The organism is Methylophilus sp. 3sh_L (genome assembly GCF_046766015.1).
Lineage (GTDB): Bacteria > Pseudomonadota > Gammaproteobacteria > Burkholderiales > Methylophilaceae > Methylophilus.
Genome location: NZ_JBKOUF010000007.1, coordinates 41,789 through 58,662 on the forward strand (window position 1 = coordinate 41,789; position 16,874 = coordinate 58,662).

General features: G+C 51.0%; 24 protein-coding genes. 3 read left to right on the forward strand and 21 right to left on the reverse strand.

The features are described from left to right. From ACIDF8_RS12390 to ACIDF8_RS12435, 10 genes are all read right to left on the reverse strand, one after another. Complete coding sequence (locus tag ACIDF8_RS12390; RefSeq protein WP_412010925.1) at positions 1-393, reverse strand: biopolymer transporter ExbD; 393 nt, start codon at positions 391-393, stop codon at positions 1-3. 11 nt (positions 394-404) lie between these two features. Then, positions 405-1,079, reverse strand: coding sequence for a protein TolQ (tolQ, locus tag ACIDF8_RS12395; protein WP_412010926.1), 675 nt, complete (start codon positions 1,077-1,079; stop codon positions 405-407). Further along, positions 1,076-1,471 carry a tol-pal system-associated acyl-CoA thioesterase gene (gene ybgC, locus ACIDF8_RS12400; RefSeq protein ID WP_412010927.1) on the reverse strand — a complete coding sequence of 132 codons (396 nt, stop codon included), beginning with the start codon at positions 1,469-1,471 and terminating at the stop codon, positions 1,076-1,078. Before ybgC ends, tolQ begins: the two co-directional genes overlap by 4 nt. A 1-nt stretch (position 1,472) precedes the next feature. Next, positions 1,473-2,519, reverse strand: coding sequence for a Holliday junction branch migration DNA helicase RuvB (ruvB, locus tag ACIDF8_RS12405; protein WP_412010928.1), 1,047 nt, complete (start codon positions 2,517-2,519; stop codon positions 1,473-1,475). 129 nt (positions 2,520-2,648) lie between these two features. Continuing rightward, a complete protein-coding gene (gene ruvA, locus ACIDF8_RS12410) occupies positions 2,649-3,224 on the reverse strand; it encodes a Holliday junction branch migration protein RuvA (protein ID WP_412010929.1) in 576 nt (191 codons plus the stop codon). After that, a complete protein-coding gene (gene ruvC, locus ACIDF8_RS12415) occupies positions 3,221-3,781 on the reverse strand; it encodes a crossover junction endodeoxyribonuclease RuvC (protein ID WP_412010930.1) in 561 nt (186 codons plus the stop codon). Before ruvC ends, ruvA begins: the two co-directional genes overlap by 4 nt. Positions 3,782-3,820: 39 nt before the next feature. Next, complete coding sequence (locus tag ACIDF8_RS12420) at positions 3,821-4,546, reverse strand: YebC/PmpR family DNA-binding transcriptional regulator (RefSeq protein ID WP_412010931.1); 726 nt, start codon at positions 4,544-4,546, stop codon at positions 3,821-3,823. Positions 4,547-4,726: 180 nt separating this feature from the next. After that, positions 4,727-5,647 carry a DMT family transporter gene (locus tag ACIDF8_RS12425; RefSeq protein WP_412010932.1) on the reverse strand — a complete coding sequence of 307 codons (921 nt, stop codon included), beginning with the start codon at positions 5,645-5,647 and terminating at the stop codon, positions 4,727-4,729. Between the two features lie 16 nt (positions 5,648-5,663). Continuing rightward, the gene (locus ACIDF8_RS12430; RefSeq protein WP_412010933.1) at positions 5,664-6,038 is read right to left on the reverse strand and encodes a YybH family protein; all 375 of its coding nucleotides are present in this window, start codon (positions 6,036-6,038) and stop codon (positions 5,664-5,666) included. Positions 6,039-6,063: 25 nt separating this feature from the next. Next, the gene (locus tag ACIDF8_RS12435) at positions 6,064-6,576 is read right to left on the reverse strand and encodes a MarR family winged helix-turn-helix transcriptional regulator (RefSeq protein WP_412010934.1); all 513 of its coding nucleotides are present in this window, start codon (positions 6,574-6,576) and stop codon (positions 6,064-6,066) included. Positions 6,577-6,687: 111 nt separating this feature from the next. Between ACIDF8_RS12435 and ACIDF8_RS12440 the strand changes: the two genes are divergently transcribed. Continuing rightward, a complete protein-coding gene (locus ACIDF8_RS12440) occupies positions 6,688-7,119 on the forward strand; it encodes a CBS domain-containing protein (protein ID WP_412010935.1) in 432 nt (143 codons plus the stop codon). 78 nt (positions 7,120-7,197) lie between these two features. Here ACIDF8_RS12440 and yegQ read toward each other — a convergent pair whose 3' ends face one another. The 8 genes from yegQ to ACIDF8_RS12480 all read right to left on the reverse strand — a co-directional run bounded on the left by yegQ (position 7,198) and on the right by ACIDF8_RS12480 (position 13,857). Next, the gene (yegQ, locus tag ACIDF8_RS12445) at positions 7,198-8,544 is read right to left on the reverse strand and encodes a tRNA 5-hydroxyuridine modification protein YegQ (protein ID WP_412010936.1); all 1,347 of its coding nucleotides are present in this window, start codon (positions 8,542-8,544) and stop codon (positions 7,198-7,200) included. A gap of 56 nt (positions 8,545-8,600) precedes the next feature. Then, a complete protein-coding gene (locus ACIDF8_RS12450; RefSeq protein WP_412010937.1) occupies positions 8,601-9,020 on the reverse strand; it encodes a secondary thiamine-phosphate synthase enzyme YjbQ in 420 nt (139 codons plus the stop codon). Positions 9,021-9,167: 147 nt separating this feature from the next. Further along, the gene (locus tag ACIDF8_RS12455) at positions 9,168-9,956 is read right to left on the reverse strand and encodes a quinoprotein dehydrogenase-associated SoxYZ-like carrier (protein WP_412010938.1); all 789 of its coding nucleotides are present in this window, start codon (positions 9,954-9,956) and stop codon (positions 9,168-9,170) included. A gap of 97 nt (positions 9,957-10,053) precedes the next feature. Then, positions 10,054-10,482 (reverse strand): VOC family protein, encoded by a 429-nt coding sequence (locus ACIDF8_RS12460; RefSeq protein WP_412010939.1) that lies wholly within the window; start codon positions 10,480-10,482, stop codon positions 10,054-10,056. Between the two features lie 63 nt (positions 10,483-10,545). Then, a complete protein-coding gene (locus ACIDF8_RS12465) occupies positions 10,546-11,067 on the reverse strand; it encodes an adenine phosphoribosyltransferase (RefSeq protein ID WP_412010940.1) in 522 nt (173 codons plus the stop codon). Between the two features lie 90 nt (positions 11,068-11,157). Then, complete coding sequence (aspS, locus tag ACIDF8_RS12470) at positions 11,158-12,948, reverse strand: aspartate--tRNA ligase (RefSeq protein WP_412010941.1); 1,791 nt, start codon at positions 12,946-12,948, stop codon at positions 11,158-11,160. Between the two features lie 32 nt (positions 12,949-12,980). Further along, complete coding sequence (locus tag ACIDF8_RS12475) at positions 12,981-13,580, reverse strand: DUF502 domain-containing protein (RefSeq protein ID WP_412010942.1); 600 nt, start codon at positions 13,578-13,580, stop codon at positions 12,981-12,983. Positions 13,581-13,590: 10 nt separating this feature from the next. Beyond that, complete coding sequence (locus ACIDF8_RS12480; protein WP_412010943.1) at positions 13,591-13,857, reverse strand: FmdB family zinc ribbon protein; 267 nt, start codon at positions 13,855-13,857, stop codon at positions 13,591-13,593. A gap of 128 nt (positions 13,858-13,985) precedes the next feature. Here ACIDF8_RS12480 and ACIDF8_RS12485 point away from each other — a divergent pair, with 128 nt between their 5' ends. Next, on the forward strand, positions 13,986-14,180 hold the full coding sequence (locus tag ACIDF8_RS12485) for a hypothetical protein (protein ID WP_412010944.1): 195 nt from the start codon (positions 13,986-13,988) through the stop codon (positions 14,178-14,180). Between the two features lie 9 nt (positions 14,181-14,189). Here the strand turns inward: ACIDF8_RS12485 and ACIDF8_RS12490 are convergent, their stop codons facing one another. Next, positions 14,190-14,564 (reverse strand): glycine cleavage system protein H, encoded by a 375-nt coding sequence (locus ACIDF8_RS12490; RefSeq protein WP_412010945.1) that lies wholly within the window; start codon positions 14,562-14,564, stop codon positions 14,190-14,192. A gap of 214 nt (positions 14,565-14,778) precedes the next feature. Here ACIDF8_RS12490 and pbpG point away from each other — a divergent pair, with 214 nt between their 5' ends. Next, positions 14,779-15,861, forward strand: a complete 1,083-nt coding sequence (gene pbpG, locus ACIDF8_RS12495) for a D-alanyl-D-alanine endopeptidase (RefSeq protein ID WP_412010946.1) — start codon at positions 14,779-14,781, stop codon at positions 15,859-15,861. A gap of 64 nt (positions 15,862-15,925) precedes the next feature. Here pbpG and ACIDF8_RS12500 read toward each other — a convergent pair whose 3' ends face one another. Both ACIDF8_RS12500 and ACIDF8_RS12505 read right to left on the reverse strand, forming a co-directional pair. Next, positions 15,926-16,435, reverse strand: a complete 510-nt coding sequence (locus ACIDF8_RS12500; RefSeq protein ID WP_412011045.1) for a DUF3106 domain-containing protein — start codon at positions 16,433-16,435, stop codon at positions 15,926-15,928. A gap of 66 nt (positions 16,436-16,501) precedes the next feature. Continuing rightward, the gene (locus ACIDF8_RS12505) at positions 16,502-16,873 is read right to left on the reverse strand and encodes a DUF3619 family protein (RefSeq protein WP_412010947.1); all 372 of its coding nucleotides are present in this window, start codon (positions 16,871-16,873) and stop codon (positions 16,502-16,504) included. Position 16,874: the final 1 nt, after the last annotated feature.

The following is a 16,874-nucleotide window of genomic DNA, read 5'->3' on the forward strand; positions in this document are numbered from 1 at the left end:
TTATTTCTCATTCTGAAACAGCAAACCAACTTGATTCACTTGTGCCTGCTTGAGCAGATCCATGACAGACACCACTTCACCATAAGGCGTGTTTTTGTCTGCGGAAACCACTACCGGCTTTTGCGTTTCCGACAGGCGTTGTCGGATCAAGGCCAGCATATCGTCTCGCTGCATCTCTTTACCCTCCATCAGCACAGTGCCTTCTTTTTGCACGGTAATGACAATCGGGTCACCACTCTGCTTGAGCGCCTGCCCCACTTTAGGCAACTCCACCATGCCAGGATTGGTCATGGGTGCGGTCACCATAAAAATCACCAGCAATACCAGCGTGACGTCGATATAGGGGACGACGTTAATCTGGTTCATCATGCGACGTTTACGCGTTCTGCTCATCGCGGCTCCTATCAGGCTCTACGTTGCAAAATGTTGGTAAATTCTTCAATAAAGCTTTCGTAACGCACAGATAACCGGTCTACGCCCGCCGCAAACCGGTTATAGGCGATCACCGCGGGAATCGCCGCAAATAAGCCGATAGCAGTCGCCACAAGCGCCTCGGCAATGCCAGGGGCAACCTGGCTCAACGTCGCCTGCGCCACATTAGAGAGGCCGCGGAAGGCATTCATGATGCCCCATACGGTGCCAAACAGACCAATATAAGGACTGACTGACCCCACCGAAGCCAAGAATGGCAAATGCGCATCGAGATAATCGAGCTCGCGGTTATACGCCGCACGCATGGCACGACGGGTGGCTTCCATCACATCGCTGACTTCTGCATCTTTTTGCTGCTTGTAGCGGACAAATTCTTTTAACCCTGCCTGAAAAATGCTGGCCATGCCTTGAGGTGTCTTGCGGCCAGCCGTAATACGCTCATAAAGCTCATTCAAATCGCCACCGGACCAGAATTGCGCCTCAAACTGATCAACGTTTTCGTTAGCCGCCTTGATTGAAAACACTTTAATAAAGATATACCACCATGAAGCAAGTGAGGTCAGCAGCAAAACCAGCATTACCAGCTGAACTGGCAGACTTGCCCCGCTCACCAGGGTAAAAATCGACATATCGTTTGCTACATTCATGAAGACTCCAGTGCAATTTTGATACGGGCCGGAATACCCGTGGGTTTAAATGAATCCGCATCAACACAGGCGACTTTCACCTGTGCCTCAATTAAAATCGTTTCATCACGCATGATCTGCTGCTGGCAGCTAAAACTGCCACGCCCCATCTCGAGCAACTGCGAAACTACCCGTAACTGGTCATCCAGCCGGGCCGGTTTTTTGAATTGTAACTGCATGCTGTGAACAACAAACAACACATGTTCTTGTTGCTTGAGGACACTTTGATCAAAGCCCGCTGCCCGCAACCATTCGGTGCGCGCACGCTCCATAAAGTTCAGGTAGCGGCTGTGATACACCACACCACCCGCATCAGTATCCTCGTAATATACCCTGAGTGGAAACTCGGCCATCTTATTGCCCGGCATCTTGCCATAAATCAGCTGACACCATGCTGACAGGCGCTTTCAAGCCAAAATGCTGGTACGTCAACTGCGTTGCAACCCGCCCACGCGGAGTACGCATCAGGTAGCCCTGCTGGATCAAATATGGCTCCAGTACATCTTCTATGGTGTCGCGCTCTTCACCAATGGCGGCCGCAAGGTTATCCAGCCCAACCGGTCCGCCACCAAATTTTTCAACGACCGCTTGCAACAGCTTGCGGTCCATCACATCCAACCCTTGCTGATCCACGTCCAGCATTTTCAATGCTGCATCCGCAATCGTATCGGTGACAACGCCATCCGATTTAACTTGCGCATAATCTCTTACCCGGCGCAGCAGACGGTTGGCAATTCGGGGGGTGCCGCGCGAACGTCTGGCAATTTCCAGCGCCCCTGCCGCTTGCATCTCAACCTCAAGCAAATTGGCTGAGCGCATGACAATCTTGGACAATTCCGCATGACTGTAAAACTCCAGCCGCGCCACAATCCCAAACCGGTCACGCAAGGGATTGGTCAACATACCCGCACGCGTCGTTGCCCCCACCAGCGTAAATGGCGGCAAATCGAGCCGTACGCTGCGTGCCGCCGGGCCTTCACCGATCATGATATCCAGCCGGTAATCTTCCATGGCTGGATATAAAATTTCTTCGACCACTGGACTCAAACGATGAATCTCATCAATAAACAAGACATCATTGGGTTCAAGATTAGTCAACAATGCAGCCAAATCCCCAGCCCGCTCTAACACAGGGCCAGAGGTCATCCGCAGGTTGACACCCATCTCCTTAGCCACAATATGGGCAAGCGTGGTTTTACCCAAGCCAGGCGGGCCGAATAGCAGCACGTGATCCAAGGCCTCTTGCCGGCCACGGGCGGCATTGATGAAAATCTCTAATTGACCGCGCGCCTTCTCCTGGCCCACATACTCATCCAAATGTTTGGGGCGTAAGGCACGCTCAAGCGCTTCTTCTTGAGCACTGGCAGTAGCGGGGGCAACAAGTCTGTCGGTTTCTATCATGGGTGATGGGCGATGAAGTGCAATGCGATACTCAACAATGAAGGCCTCATGCCGCGATTGAATCAATTATTTTTGCCATCATACCATGCAGCGTATGACTATTACAGACTCGCAGTCAGTCTGGCCGGACTACTTGGCGAGAGACTTGAGGGCCTGGCGGATACCGTCACTCACACTCACACCAGGCTCCAGTAACTTGATCGCGGCAGCTGCTTCCCGCTCATGGTAGCCCAGTGCCACCAGTGCATTGAGGATATCATCGGTCGCTGCTTTGACAGAGGGTTGCGCAGAAGTCGAGCCTGTCACCACAAACTTGTCTTTCAGCTCGAGCAACAGGCGCTCGGCGGTTTTTTTACCGATGCCGGGGATGCGTGTCAGCAAGGTCACTTCTTGCTGGCTCACCGCCAGCATTAAATCATTGACACTGACACCGCTCAAAATCGCCAGCGCCGATTTGGCGCCTATGCCGTTCACTTTCAGCAATTGCTTAAACGTATTTTTCTCTTGCTCACTGCCAAAACCATACAGCAGCTGCGCATCTTCACGCACCACCATATGCGTCAAAATCTGCACAGATTGCCCCAGCTCAGGCAAATTATAGAAAGTGCTCATGGGCACTTCGACCTCATAGCCGACGCCATTGCAGTCGACCACGATTAAAGGCGGGGACTTTTCCAGCAAGCGGCCGTTCAAGCGTGCAATCATATTAATCTTCCATTTCTAACCCTGAAGCCGGTCGTAGCCATCGCCCCCAAGCCCTGACCGCCATGTGCATGACAAATTGCGCAAGCCAAGGCATCTGCAGAATCTGGGCTGGGTGTAGCTGGCAATTTAAGCAGGCGCTTGACCATTTCTTGCACCTGCTCTTTTTGGGCATGCCCGTTACCGACCACGGCTTGCTTCACTTGCAACGCTGTATACTCGGCCACGGGTAACTGGCGGATGACCGCTGCCGAAATAGCAGCACCGCGTGCCTGGCCCAATAACAGGGTGGATTGCGGATTGACGTTGACAAACACTTTCTCAATCGCCATTTGTGTCGGTTGATAGGTGGCAATCACCTCGAACAAGCCGTCCAGAATCACTTTCAGACGTTCTGGCAACGCTTCTTTTTCGGACTCGCCCTCTTCGGTTTTTTTCGCTGACGCAGTTTTAATCACGCCACTGGTTACATAGGATAATTTGCCATCGATGGCCTCTATCACACCGAAACCGGTAATCCTGAGGCCGGGATCTATCCCTAAAATGCGCTGTGAGGCCATTAAAAAATAAGCTGTAGAACCAATGGCAAATCTCAGCGGCTAATCTTCGATCACAGCAGAAGTATAGACCTCCTGCACGTCATCCAAGTCCTCTAGCATATCGAGGATTTTTTGCATTTTGACCGCATCATCGCCAGTGAACACCACTTCATTCAAAGGTTTCATGGTCACTTGCGCCATCACCGCCTTCAGGCCCGCAGCCTCAAGCGCTTCTTTCACCGTGACAAAATCGCCAGGGGCTGTAATCACTTCAATACTGCCGTCGTCATCGGTAATCACGTCTTCAGCGCCTGCTTCCAGAGCAGCTTCCATCACCGCATCCTCAGAGACACCAGGCTCAAACACCAGTTGGCCACAATGCTTGAACATAAAAGCCACACTGCCATCGGTGCCCAGGTTACCCCCATGCTTGGTTAAGGCGTGGCGCACGTCCATCACCGCCCGCTGCCGGTTGTCAGTGAGGCAGTCAATAATGATGGCTGCACCATTGATGCCATAGCCTTCATACCGAATCTCTTCGTAGTTGACGCCTTCCAACTCGCCGGTGCCTTTTTTGATGGCACGCGTGATATTGTCCGAAGGCATATTCTCTTCTTTGGCCGCCGCTACCGCCGCGCGCAAACGCGGGTTCATCGCTGTATCACCACCACCCATGCGGGCAGAGACGGTAATCTCCTTAATCAGCTTGGTGAAGATTTTGCCACGCTTGGCATCCTGGCGGCCTTTACGATGTTGAATATTGGCCCATTTACTATGTCCAGCCATATTACTTCCTTGTATTTTTTAACAACGGGATTGAATGTTTAACTGGCGGATTTTACCACAGCCACAGACCGGCTTGGCGGCCGCTTGATGGCGCAAAGATAGGCGAGCAGGGAAAAGCCAGACCCAACGAGGTCAGGTCTGGCATGATAGAAAACTCAGAAAAATGGCTTGCTGCTGTACTTAAACATTGGTGGCCGCAGGTGGAATCCCGTGATACGCGGGCCGCATCATCAAAATAGAAATCAAACTGAGCGAAAACAGTATCAGCGCCATCCCCGTCATTTCCATGCCATCCGGCACTTCATTGAGTTGTATCCACGCCGCAATCACCCCAATGACGGGGGCCAACATGGAGGCCATACTGGCCACCCCGGCCGGTAGCCGTTGCAAGGCAAACAACCATAACAACCAGGCCAAGGCTCCGCACAAAACCACATTAAACAATACTGCCCCGATCAGATAACCCGACCATTGCATAGGCGGGGCGGGCACCAGGTAAGCAATCAGCACCATGGGTAAAGAACCCAGGAGCATGGGCCAAGCCGTCAGGTTGATCAGGTCCAGCGTTGGATGACGTCTATGCAGCTGCTTGGTCATAATCGCAGACACCGCCCACGACACGCCAGATAACACCGCCAACAGCATGCTAAAACTGTCTGCACGCAGATGTAAGGGATCAAAAATAAACAGCATGCCCAACACCGCAGAAATCACTGCCAGCCATTGCCAACCGTGTATGCGCTCGCCGAGCATGGGCCAGGCAAATAACAAGGTCCAGAAAGGCATGGTATAAGTCAGGACAGCCGTCTTGCCGGCGCCGCCTTGCACCAACGCCCACATGAGCACACCGGTAAATCCCACATTTTGCAATATCCCCAGCAGCAACATGGTTGGAAACTCGGTCAACCCCATGGGTCTGCGCGTAACATATAACACCAGGAACAATACCAATGCGCCAAAAAAAGTACGCATGGCTGCAAACTGGAACGGCCCTGCATATTGCAACGCACTCTTCATCACCACCCAGTTATACCCCCAGATGATCGTCAACACGAGGAGTGCTGTCAGTGCCTGTGACCGCTGCTTAAGCAATTGATCCATGATTTATTCCGCTGCTTTAATTCCAGATATGGGTCACTGCCAACCACTGGCCATCGGGTTGCTTTTGAAACACCACCTGTACATTGCCCCCAAACTGTTGCTTGACCCCATCTTCCCCCATCATGGCCGCAGCCCAATGCCCGGTCTGGGTAACCAGCGTGTCACTGACCACCGCCTCTTTCATACTCAAAGCATGCTCAACCACCCCTGCCTGAATCAAGCCAGCAAAAAAATCTGCCACCGCCTGGCGGCCCTTCACCACTTGGCCAGCTGGTGCTGGCATTACGATTGCCTGCTCGGCATATAAGGCAGCAATCGCTTGTGGATTCTTGCTGTTAAATGCAGCATCAAACTGTTGGTTTAACGCGATGAAGTGATCAACATTGGTCATACAAAACTCCTGAATAAAATACACCTTACTGTTTAAAATCCCAGGCAGAGATTCCTTGGTCTATCACGCCTAAAATCATTTGCAAATCGTTGCGCTGCTGCTCGCTTAGCCCCTGCATACACTGTCGTAGCCGGGTGTAATAATCTGGCATCACCGCATCCAGCCTGGCTTGCCCAGCTTCGGTTAAACGCACTTTGACGCTACGCCTGTCCTCTGGCACCAAAATGCGCTGTACCAATCCACCCTGCTCCAGCCCATCCAGCAAGCCTGTCATGGTGGCGCGGCTAACACCCAATTTTTCAGCCAGCACCGAGGGAGTTGAAGTCAGGTCGGTTTCGCGCATGAGTAATATCAACACCCACCAGCGCCCTTGCAACAAGTCATGCTTGCTAAGGCAAGCATCCAGCGCGACCGACAAATCGGTTGCCACGCGCAACAACATCAAAAAACTGGCAATAGCCGTCACATCCGCAGCCGGATAGCGCTGGGCGAACCGCTGCAGGACTTCTGGCGTTGGAAGGTCTCTAAGCTGTAACATAATTAGCCACATTATAGTTAGCTGGCTAATTATGTCAACAAAAATCTAAGGTTTTGCTTGTCGGCACATGGGTGTATATTAGTGATTCGTGCCCTATGAAAGGAGGAAGTAATGAAGACGCTTCAGCAAGTACTCTCTCATAAAACACATCAAGGCATCATTAGTATTGCGCCTAACCGCCCCGTGTATGACGCACTGGTGATTCTGGCGGAATACCAGATTGGTGCACTGGCCGTGATCAAGGATGGTGAATTGGTCGGGATTTTCTCGGAGCGCGATTACGCCCGTGAGATTATCCTCAAAGGCCGCTCATCCAAAACCACACACATCAGTGAAGTGATGACGGAAAAAGTCATTACCGGCAAACCAACCGACCTGGTGGAGTCCGCCATGAATACCATGCTGGAAAAACGCATTCGCCACCTCCCCGTGGTTGATCATGGCAAAATGCTGGGAATGCTGTCGATTGGTGACATCCTGAAAGAAACCATTCATTACCAGCAAGAGTTGATCAAACAACTCGAAAGTTATATTCATAGCTGATCGTTTTAAGCATGCAATAAAAAAGGGGAGCGCGCTCCCCTTTGATCGCTGCCTGGCCTAGTCTAGCCAAACCTAGCCTTACAAATACTTGGCGACCATTGCATTCTCAAGACTGGTGGCTGCAATCGGCAATTTGACAAAATGCCCGCTGCCAGCCGCTTGCTGCACGCGTTCGCCCCGCTTATCAAATAATTGTTCCACCACAATATCACGGTTGCCACTGGGGTGTATCAGTTGCAACTTGTCGCCAACGGCAAACTTGTTACGTGCCTGAATGGAAGCCAAGCCCTGTGCAGCATCATAGGCCACCACATCGCCGACATACTGGCTGCGATTGGCACTCGAGTGCCCTTGGACGTAATTCTGGTGTTCAGCGGTATGGTGGCGCTGGTAGAAACCATCGGTATAGCCACGGTTAGCCAGGTTTTCCAGCTCACCCAACAAGCGCCAATCAAACGGACGCCCGGCTACGGCATCATCAATCGCCTGACGGTAATTCTGGCTAGTGCGCGCCACGTAATAGCGTGACTTGGTGCGACCTTCTATTTTCAGCGAGTCTACGCCTAACGCGATCAGCTTCTCCACGTGTTCAATCGCGCGCAAGTCCTTGCTGTTCATGATATAGGTGCCGTGTTCATCTTCCATGATCGGCAACAATTCACCTGGACGGCCTTTTTCCTCGATCAGGTACACCTGATCAGCAGCGGGATGGCGCGGCAAGGAACCACAGGAAGACAGATTGGACTGCTCCAGTTCAGCCTGAAAATCAAACTCTTTCAACCGGATCACGCCTGCAGCGTCAGGTTGGGCGTCATGCACTTTGTAATCCCAGCGGCAACTATTGGTACAGGTCCCCTGATTTGGGTCACGCGAATTGAAATACCCGGAGAGCAGGCAACGGCCAGAATAAGCGATACACAATGCGCCGTGAATAAACACTTCCAACTCCATATCCGGGCATTCCTGGCGGATTTCGGCGATCTCATCCAGCGACAACTCGCGTGACAAAATCACGCGCGTCAGCCCCATGCGCTGCCAGAATTTGACCGAGGCGTAATTGACCGCATTGGCCTGTACCGACAAATGGATAGGCATGTCCGGCCATTGCTCGCGCACCATCATAATCAGGCCAGGGTCGGCCATAATCAGGGCATCGGGCTGCATGTCAATCACCGGCGCCATATCGCGCATATAGGTTTTGACTTTGGCGTTATGCGGGGAAATATTGCTGGCGACAAAAAACTTTTTGCCGCGCGCATGCGCCTCCTGAATGCCAATCGCCAGATTCTGCATCGAAAAGTCATTTTCACGCACACGCAAGCTATAGCGAGGCTGCCCGGCATACACCGCATCTGCGCCATAATCAAATGCCGTCCGCATACGGTCAAGATCACCGGCGGGCGCTAACAATTCAGGGGATTTCATTTCAATTTATTCCATAAAAAAATACATCACCGCTCAAACACTTGCAGCGAAAGCGATTATTCACCAATGATTTTCACCAGCACCCGTTTGTTACGGCGGCCATCAAACTCGCCGTAAAAAATCTGTTCCCACGGACCGAAATCCAGCTTGCCTTCAGTAATGGCAACCATCACTTCACGCCCCATGATCTGGCGCTTGATATGCGCATCGGCATTATCTTCACCAGTATCATTATGGCGATAACCACTCACTGGCTCGTGTGGCGCCAGCTTTTCCAGCCAGACCTTATAGTCATGATGCAGGCCACGCTCGTCATCATTGATAAAAACACTGGCCGAAATATGCATGGCATTAATCAGTACCAGGCCCTCTTTCACACCACTTTCACGTACGCACGCAACCACATCGGTGGTGATGTTTTTGAAGTCCATACGCGCCGGAATGTTAAACCACAGCTCTTTACGAAAACTTTTCATGCTTACCCTTTCTCCAAATAGTGTTATTTTAGCATCCACGGTCATCAGGCCAAGCAGCCAATATTTTGCACATACCCGTGCCACACAAATAAAAAGCCCTGCAAATAAAAAAGGCCTCCTAAGAGACCTTTTTCATCTGCGCAACGTTTAACTATGGACATCCACGCTTTGCGTAAACGTCTTGCCTTCGTTATCCGTCGCCACCACTTCGAGCTTGCCAGGCGCATCTGGAATAAAACTGAATTTCATGTAAGGATCTTCACTGGTACCGACGCCAACATCGACAGTCATCAACTCTTTGCCATTGTAGCTAAACGTGGTTTTGTTGATATAAAACGCCGGCACATAGCCTTGTGAAACCAGGTCACGTTGCAGGCCAGTCCGCATCACATGCTTGATGTTGAACGTTGCCGTGGCAGGCTCACCAAATTTTGGCGCATCCACACTCATTTTGATCTTGCCAGCCGCGGCACGTACTTCGGATTCATTATTATCGACGGTGCCACCGCAGCCGCCTGCGGCACGAATCTCGCGTTTACCCATATACAACTTGCCATCTGCAGTTTCGCCAATCAGACGCACATAAGAATCGGTTTCCTGGCGAATACGGGTCGCCATCTGAAACCCATTCAAGCTATCGGTTAAATGATAGGTTGATGCCAACTGGATAGGATTGGCATCGACGATCACATAGAGTTTTTTTAACTGGATGCCATTGGCAGCGGCTTTATCGTAAATGAAAGTGACAGGTACCTGTGCACCACTTTCGGCACGGCGCGGCCCTTCCACTTTTAGAAAATCCACTTCTTGAATCTCCCGCTTGGGGAAAAAAGCCTCTTTCACCACCGGCCATAATTTTGGATCAGCCTCAGCCTGAACCAGGCTAGCCGTACAAAAAGCCAACAATCCTACTGCCATCACCCATGTTTTTTGCATACGTTTCCCCATCTTCCATTTTTTAATCTTAGATTGCATGAAACGGATTTTCTTATGCTTTGGCAAAGACAATATGTGATACGCATCACATTGCCAGTCACATTTTGCTCGGATCCCCAGATGGACGCATGACATACGTCGCGTCACGGTATTCTTCAAAGTTGAGTTCAACACCATTGCCAGCCGGGTCGCGCAAATTGATCTGGCGAACACCATTGGCCAGGATACGCGTGGTGTAGGTAATGCCATGCGTCTGCAAATGTGCCTCCATAGCGGGCATGTCTGTGCAGGTAAACGATACGTGATCGTAGGTCCCATGTACATGCAGCTGCGGGGCTTCGGCCGTTTTGTACTCGGCCAGGTGGATCACATCGTTATCCCCAATATACAGCCAATACCCATAAGTGGTGCTTGCTACGCGCTTGCCGACGGTCAGCCCAAGCACCTCGCAATAAAAATCGCGCAGTTTGTGCATCGTTTCGCGGTCAGAGCGAAAATTGACATGATTGATTTCGGTCAGTGGCATAGTAATCCTGTATGAGATCCCGCGTGTTAAATGGCGTGCAAGTCGGCCACTATAGTACAAAAATTAATCGCCCTCAAATTGATACAAGGCAAAGCCTTGGACGCCTGCATTGGTCAAATGTTGCATCCCGCCCAAATCGGGCAGATCAATGATAAAAGCGGCCTGCGTGACTACCCCGCCGAGTTGCCGGATCAACGCGACCGCGGCTAGTGCGGTGCCACCGGTGGCGATCAGATCATCCACCAGCAAAATTCGCTCATTCGCCAGAATCGCATCGGCATGGAGTTCCAGCGTGTCGGTGCCATATTCAAGGCTGTAAGACTGCTTGATGGTCTGCGCTGGCAATTTGCCTGGTTTACGCACCGGCACAAAGCCTGCACCCAGACGGGCAGCCAGAGCTGCGCCAATAATAAAACCGCGTGCCTCTACGGCAACCACTTTATCTACGGCCTGTTTGCAGCAATGTGCTGACAATGCATCCAATATAGAAGCAAACCCTTGCTTATCCTGCAACAAAGGCGTGATATCGCGGAATTGAATGCCAGGTTTCGGGTAATCAGGAATCGTGCGTATCAGTGACAACATTGTTTGATCATCCAATAAAAAACGCGCCCAGACGGGCGCGTTAATCAGGGCAAGTAGCCTGCAACAATTTCGTGGCAAGCCGCCCGCATATTAGCTCCCGGCAACATTTTGCTGGCGGACGCGGATATGCAATTCACGCAGTTGTTTCTCGTCAACCTCATTTGGCGCATTGGTCATCAGACATTGTGCACGCTGCGTTTTCGGGAAGGCAATCACGTCACGGATAGACTCAGCCCCGGTCATCAGCGTGACCAAGCGGTCCAAGCCAAACGCCAAGCCACCATGCGGCGGCGCACCGTATTGCAACGCATCCAGCAAGAAGCCAAACTTCTCTTGCGCCTCTTCTTTGCTGATTTTCAATGCATCAAAGACTTTGGATTGTACGTCCTGTTTGTGGATACGCACGGAACCGCCACCCACTTCCCAGCCATTGAGCACCATGTCATAGGCTTTGGACAAGCAAGCGCCTGGATTGCTGACCAGCAAATCTTCATGGCCATCTTTTGGTGAAGTGAACGGGTGATGCAAGGCGACCCAGCGATCCGCTTCTTCGTCATGCTCAAACATTGGAAAATCCACCACCCACAAAGGCGCCCACTGGCGACCATCCACATGGCCTTTTTCATGGCCAACCTTGGTACGCAAAGCCCCCAATGCTTCGTTCACGATCTTGGCCTTGTCGGCGCCAAAAAAGACGATATCGCCGTTTTGCGCACCGGTACGTTCAATGATTGCTTGCAGCGCATTGACGTGAATGTTTTTCACGATCGGGCTTTGCAGGCCTTCTTCGTTCAGTTTGGTGATGTCGTTGACTTTGATATAAGCCAGACCTTTGGCACCGTAAATCTTGACGAACTCGGTATACGCATCAATTTCTGAACGACTGATGGCGGCGCCGTTCGGTACGCGGATCGCAGCCACGCGGCCACCGGCCATATTGGCAGCACTAGCAAACACTTTGAAATCCACATCTTTCATCACATCGCTGAGCTCGGTGATTTCCAGGGTCACGCGCATATCAGGCTTGTCCGAACCATATTTATTCATCGCTTCGGAGAACGGCATGCGTGGGAACTTGGCTGGCAAGTCGACGTTTTGCACTTTTTTCAGCATCTGGCGGATCATCTCTTCGACGATATCCATGATGTCATTTTCTTCCAGGAACGAAGTCTCGATATCCACCTGGGTAAATTCTGGCTGGCGGTCCGCACGCAAGTCTTCGTCACGGAAGCACTTGGTAATCTGGAAATAGCGGTCAAAGCCAGACACCATCAGCAATTGTTTGAACAACTGCGGTGATTGTGGCAAGGCAAAAAACATCCCGTGGTGCACACGGGATGGCACCAGGTAATCGCGCGCGCCTTCAGGCGTTGAGCGGGTCAGCATCGGTGTTTCCACCTCAATAAAGCCGTTTTCGTCCAGGTAGTCACGCAAGTTTTTTGCGACCTTGTAACGCAACATGAGATTTTTCTGCATGGCTGGGCGACGCAGGTCAATATAACGATGCTCCAGACGGACGGTCTCGGTCAGATTATCGTCATCCAGCATGAAAGGTGGCGTCAAGGAAGCGTTCAGCACTTCGATTTCGGTCGCCAGCATTTCCACTTCGCCAGTCGGCAAGTTTGGGTTCACTGTGCCTTCTGGACGGGCACGCACTTTACAGACCACGCGCAACACAAACTCGTTACGTACCGTTTCGGCAATGGCAAAAGCGTCTTTAGTGTCCGGGTCGATGACGATTTGCGCCAAACCTTCGCGGTCGCGCAAGTCAATAAAAATCACCCCCCCATGGTCACGACGACGGTGAGCCCAGCCACACAGGGTCACGGTTTGTCCAATATGTTCGCGGTTCAAGTGACCGCAGTAGTGTGTACGCATCATAATAATTGTATAAAGTTAAAGTGGTGTTGCGGTTAATGTTGTTTAGGCAAGGGCGCCACTGTACCCATGCTGATGATGTATTTCAAGGCCTGATCCACACTCATATCCAGTTCAATCACGTCCGCCTTGGGTAGCATTAAAAAGAAACCCGAGGTGGGATTAGGCGTGGTAGGCACGTAGACACTCACATATTCGCCCGGCAAGTGGTTACTCACATCACCGCCTGGCGTCCCGGTCAAGAAGGCGATGGTCCAGACGCCCTGGCGCGGATACTGAATCAGCAACGCCTGGCGAAAGGCATTACCAGAGTCAGAGAACAAGGTGTCTGACACTTGCTTGACGCTGGAATAAATAGACTTGACCACCGGCACCCTAACCAGCAAGCCCTCCCATAACACAATCAATTGTTGGCCAAAAATATTGGTTGCTACCAGGCCGGTCGCCAGAATAATCCCCACCGTCAGGATGACGCCAAACCCCGGAATATCTACGCCCAGCCAGGCTTCTGGCCGCCAGGCAACGGGTAAGAGCAACAGGCTCTGGTCTAGCGTTTGCACTAAAGTTTTAAGCACCCACACCGTAATGAACAGTGGGACCAGTACTAACAATCCTGTAATAAAGTATTTTTTCATGCTTGTCTTTTTAGTGGCAGGCGCAGCCTGGTGAGCACTTGGCAGTCTCTGCACTGCTTGCAGTGTCTGTCGTGAAACTGCTTTTTGTGGACGCGTTATTTTTAAAATCGGTGGCATACCAGCCACTGCCGGTCAGCTGAAAATTGGGCGCCGAAACTTGCTTGCTAAAGGTTTGCTGCTGACATTGCGGACAAGCCTCCACTGCAGGCGCAGAGACCTTACGCATCAATTCTTGCTGGTAACCACAGGCGGTACATTGAAAATCGTAGATAGGCATTTGTGAACATCACCCGGAAAGATAACTTGCTTAAAAAATGAACAAAAACAAATTATACCCGATTCGCGTTGCAATTCATAAAAAGCAGCGCGATGTATTTGAATTAAAAAGACTTTAAGGAACCCGCCATGCATTCACTACCATTGAAAATGCCGCTGATGCTAATCGCCCTATTTTTTCTTGGCCTGGCAAGCCGGGATTTAAATATCCACCATCAGCGGTTGTCGCTGAATCAAGCTTCGGATTCTTTGAAAGTAGCGGCAATTTCCCCGGCGGAGCTCGCAGCGTCCAAGCCACCGCTCAGGATCAAACAAGCCGACTAAATCTCCCACTCACGAAAGCTGGGACTCATAAGCAGCCTGGTCCAGCAACGCCTCCATGCCGGTGGCATTCGCACTGAGTTTGAACAACCAGGTATCATAAGGATGATCGTTGATGCGCTCAGGGGAAGACACAGCCTGCTCATTGACTATTTCCACGACCCCAGTTAAGGGCGCATAGAGGTCAGAGCCGGTTTTTACAGATTCAATCAGGCCGCACACAGCCCCTTGCTCAACAGACTGCCCAACTTTAGGCGGATCCACAAACACCACATCCCCCAGCATGTTCTGGGCGTAATCAGTAATGCCTACCAACCAAAAACCATCCTCGGTTTGCGCTGCCCAGGTGTGGTCTTTGGAAAAGAAGTATTTCAAGCCTGCTGACATAGAATTTAAAAATCAAAAGTTTAGTAGATAATTATTGTGCCATAGTCTGCACAACGCACCAAAACTTATTCAGACAGGCCAATAAATTGCTTAACTTTTCACACGAAAAAATTACGATAAGTGATTGACGCTGAATAATTACTGGGCAATAATGAGTCGGGTTTCAGGAAGGTTGATTATGAGTTTTTACAAGCACTGTTTTAAAGTTTTGCTAATGTGTTCAATTGCTTTTGCGCCTGCGGGTCAAGCCATTGCCAAATCATCCTCCAAGAAACAAAGTGTTTCGGCGAGCAACAGTAAAAAAAATAGTGCGCGCGTCTCTTCGCAATACCGCGTAAACCAGGAAAAAACCAAAGGCATGCGCCCGGTCAAATTGCATACCCATGCAAGAAAAGCCGCGAGACCGACGGTCGATGCCGAGATGTTCGATTCTTTCCAGGGCAAATCGCTCAATAATGGCAATTTGTCTATCGCCTCCACCAAAGCACTGGTGATGAACCAGAATACGCACGAGATCATCTACTCTAAAAACCTGGATACCCCAACACCGATTGCATCAGTCACTAAACTGATGACGGCCATGGTCGTGCTGGATGCGAAATTGAACCTGAATGAAGAAGTATCCATCACTGAAATGGATGTGGACTACCTGAAGGGCACTTCTTCACGCTTACCCGTCGGCACGATCATGACACGTGCCGACTTGTTGAATCTGGCATTGATTGCTTCTGAAAACCGCGCAGCTTCTGCGCTGGCCACCAACTACCCTGGTGGAAAGGCACGCTTTATCCAAGAGATGAACGCAAAAGCGGCCAGCCTGGGCATGATGAATACGCATTTTGAAGATTCCACCGGCCTCACCAGCAATAATGTCTCTACCGCCATGGACTTGGCAAAAATGGTGCATGCGGCCTACCAGTATCCATTAATACGCCAGATTACCACCACCTCTGATTACGACTTGTACGTTAATCACAGACGCCAGCCAATACACTTTCACAATACCAATGCATTGGTTCGTGACAGCTCGAATAGCAGCTGGGAAATTGGCCTGTCCAAAACAGGTTATATCAGTGAAGCAGGCCGCTGCCTGGTGATGCAGGCAACCATTGCAGGGGAGCCTTTGATCATGGTTCTGCTGGACTCAGTAGGTAAGCTGACCAGAATCGGCGATGCTAAACGGATTAAGAAGTGGATGGAGCACAACTACAGCACACTGTCCTCACAAAACGAAAACTCAGGCATTGTGCTTACCGGGCTATCCATGAGCAAATCGCTGAATGAAGATGCTAATTAATCGTTAAGACCTGATTCAAACAAAAAGAAAAGCCCGCGGATGCGGGCTTTTCTTTTTGTGTAAATTAATGCTCAGCGCCATCAAACTCAGGATCATAGCCTTCGCTGATGGCAGATTTTTGCTTGTGCTGTTGCCACTGTTTGCGCAAGGCTTCTTTTTTCTCAGGACTTAAGCTTTGAAACTGCTGATACCGCTTGCGCGCGTTCTCACGCTCATATGGCGTCATGCGGCTCCACTTGACCAGTTGATGCTGTATGCGCTGCTGCTTTTGTGCATCCATCTTCGGATACTCTTTCGCGATATCAAGCATCTTTTCACGCTGCCAGGGCCGCAAACTATCCCACTCACTAGCTAATGGTGCCAATACGGCTTTCTGCGGCTCGGTCAACTGCGCCCAAGTCACATTGGCAGCCGGATCCGTCGGCGCCAGATCATTTTTGATCGCACCAATATCTGCCATCGCCACCAAGCGCGGGCTCGCCACATCAACCGATGCAGCGCCTCCCAATGCAAGGTCTGGCAGCAAAGCGCCGACACAGATCATCCACCCTATCCATACAGAATGATTTCGTATCATTTCTCGTTATTCCATGAATGCAATTTGTATCATTAGGCACTCAAATCCACTGAGCACACCACATTAAATATCTTCTGAATACTGCCAGGCAGGAAACCCGTTATCAACAAAAGCCTCTACTGGCATATCATCACTTAACAACAGCGCATCATCATTTTGGCTATTAGAAATAAACATCAAGCCCACCGCAAAAAATATAGAAAATGCGGCCATCCCGGCGACGCGCGGATGCCCCCATGCAGCCCATGACAAAACATCCGACCAAACAGAACGGCCCCGATGCGCAACAGCGTGTTGTTCTAAAGCGGCCTGACGCGCCTTCGCCAACCTGTCTTGTACTTCTAAAGACAGCGGGCGGTCATCTTGCTTGAGTGCCTGCAACCCTTCGCGCAGAGGGGTGGGCAAGTCATCATCCGTGTGACGTTGTATCCTCATC

What these genes read in the sequence shown, in the direction of transcription:
- ACIDF8_RS12390 (WP_412010925.1), bottom strand. Translation starts at nt 393, where the DNA reads ATGAGCAGAACGCGTAAACGTCGCATGATGAACCAGATTAACGTCGTC.
- tolQ (WP_412010926.1), bottom strand. Translation starts at nt 1,079, where the DNA reads ATGAATGTAGCAAACGATATGTCGATTTTTACCCTGGTGAGCGGGGCA.
- ybgC (WP_412010927.1), bottom strand. Translation starts at nt 1,471, where the DNA reads ATGGCCGAGTTTCCACTCAGGGTATATTACGAGGATACTGATGCGGGT.
- ruvB (WP_412010928.1), bottom strand. Translation starts at nt 2,519, where the DNA reads ATGATAGAAACCGACAGACTTGTTGCCCCCGCTACTGCCAGTGCTCAA.
- ruvA (WP_412010929.1), bottom strand. Translation starts at nt 3,224, where the DNA reads ATGATTGCACGCTTGAACGGCCGCTTGCTGGAAAAGTCCCCGCCTTTA.
- ruvC (WP_412010930.1), bottom strand. Translation starts at nt 3,781, where the DNA reads ATGGCCTCACAGCGCATTTTAGGGATAGATCCCGGCCTCAGGATTACC.
- ACIDF8_RS12420 (WP_412010931.1), bottom strand. Translation starts at nt 4,546, where the DNA reads ATGGCTGGACATAGTAAATGGGCCAATATTCAACATCGTAAAGGCCGC.
- ACIDF8_RS12425 (WP_412010932.1), bottom strand. Translation starts at nt 5,647, where the DNA reads ATGGATCAATTGCTTAAGCAGCGGTCACAGGCACTGACAGCACTCCTC.
- ACIDF8_RS12430 (WP_412010933.1), bottom strand. Translation starts at nt 6,038, where the DNA reads ATGACCAATGTTGATCACTTCATCGCGTTAAACCAACAGTTTGATGCT.
- ACIDF8_RS12435 (WP_412010934.1), bottom strand. Translation starts at nt 6,576, where the DNA reads ATGTTACAGCTTAGAGACCTTCCAACGCCAGAAGTCCTGCAGCGGTTC.
- ACIDF8_RS12440 (WP_412010935.1), top strand. Translation starts at nt 6,688, where the DNA reads ATGAAGACGCTTCAGCAAGTACTCTCTCATAAAACACATCAAGGCATC.
- yegQ (WP_412010936.1), bottom strand. Translation starts at nt 8,544, where the DNA reads ATGAAATCCCCTGAATTGTTAGCGCCCGCCGGTGATCTTGACCGTATG.
- ACIDF8_RS12450 (WP_412010937.1), bottom strand. Translation starts at nt 9,020, where the DNA reads ATGAAAAGTTTTCGTAAAGAGCTGTGGTTTAACATTCCGGCGCGTATG.
- ACIDF8_RS12455 (WP_412010938.1), bottom strand. Translation starts at nt 9,956, where the DNA reads ATGCAAAAAACATGGGTGATGGCAGTAGGATTGTTGGCTTTTTGTACG.
- ACIDF8_RS12460 (WP_412010939.1), bottom strand. Translation starts at nt 10,482, where the DNA reads ATGCCACTGACCGAAATCAATCATGTCAATTTTCGCTCTGACCGCGAA.
- ACIDF8_RS12465 (WP_412010940.1), bottom strand. Translation starts at nt 11,067, where the DNA reads ATGTTGTCACTGATACGCACGATTCCTGATTACCCGAAACCTGGCATT.
- aspS (WP_412010941.1), bottom strand. Translation starts at nt 12,948, where the DNA reads ATGATGCGTACACACTACTGCGGTCACTTGAACCGCGAACATATTGGA.
- ACIDF8_RS12475 (WP_412010942.1), bottom strand. Translation starts at nt 13,580, where the DNA reads ATGAAAAAATACTTTATTACAGGATTGTTAGTACTGGTCCCACTGTTC.
- ACIDF8_RS12480 (WP_412010943.1), bottom strand. Translation starts at nt 13,857, where the DNA reads ATGCCTATCTACGATTTTCAATGTACCGCCTGTGGTTACCAGCAAGAA.
- ACIDF8_RS12485 (WP_412010944.1), top strand. Translation starts at nt 13,986, where the DNA reads ATGCATTCACTACCATTGAAAATGCCGCTGATGCTAATCGCCCTATTT.
- ACIDF8_RS12490 (WP_412010945.1), bottom strand. Translation starts at nt 14,564, where the DNA reads ATGTCAGCAGGCTTGAAATACTTCTTTTCCAAAGACCACACCTGGGCA.
- pbpG (WP_412010946.1), top strand. Translation starts at nt 14,779, where the DNA reads ATGTGTTCAATTGCTTTTGCGCCTGCGGGTCAAGCCATTGCCAAATCA.
- ACIDF8_RS12505 (WP_412010947.1), bottom strand. Translation starts at nt 16,873, where the DNA reads ATGAGGATACAACGTCACACGGATGATGACTTGCCCACCCCTCTGCGC.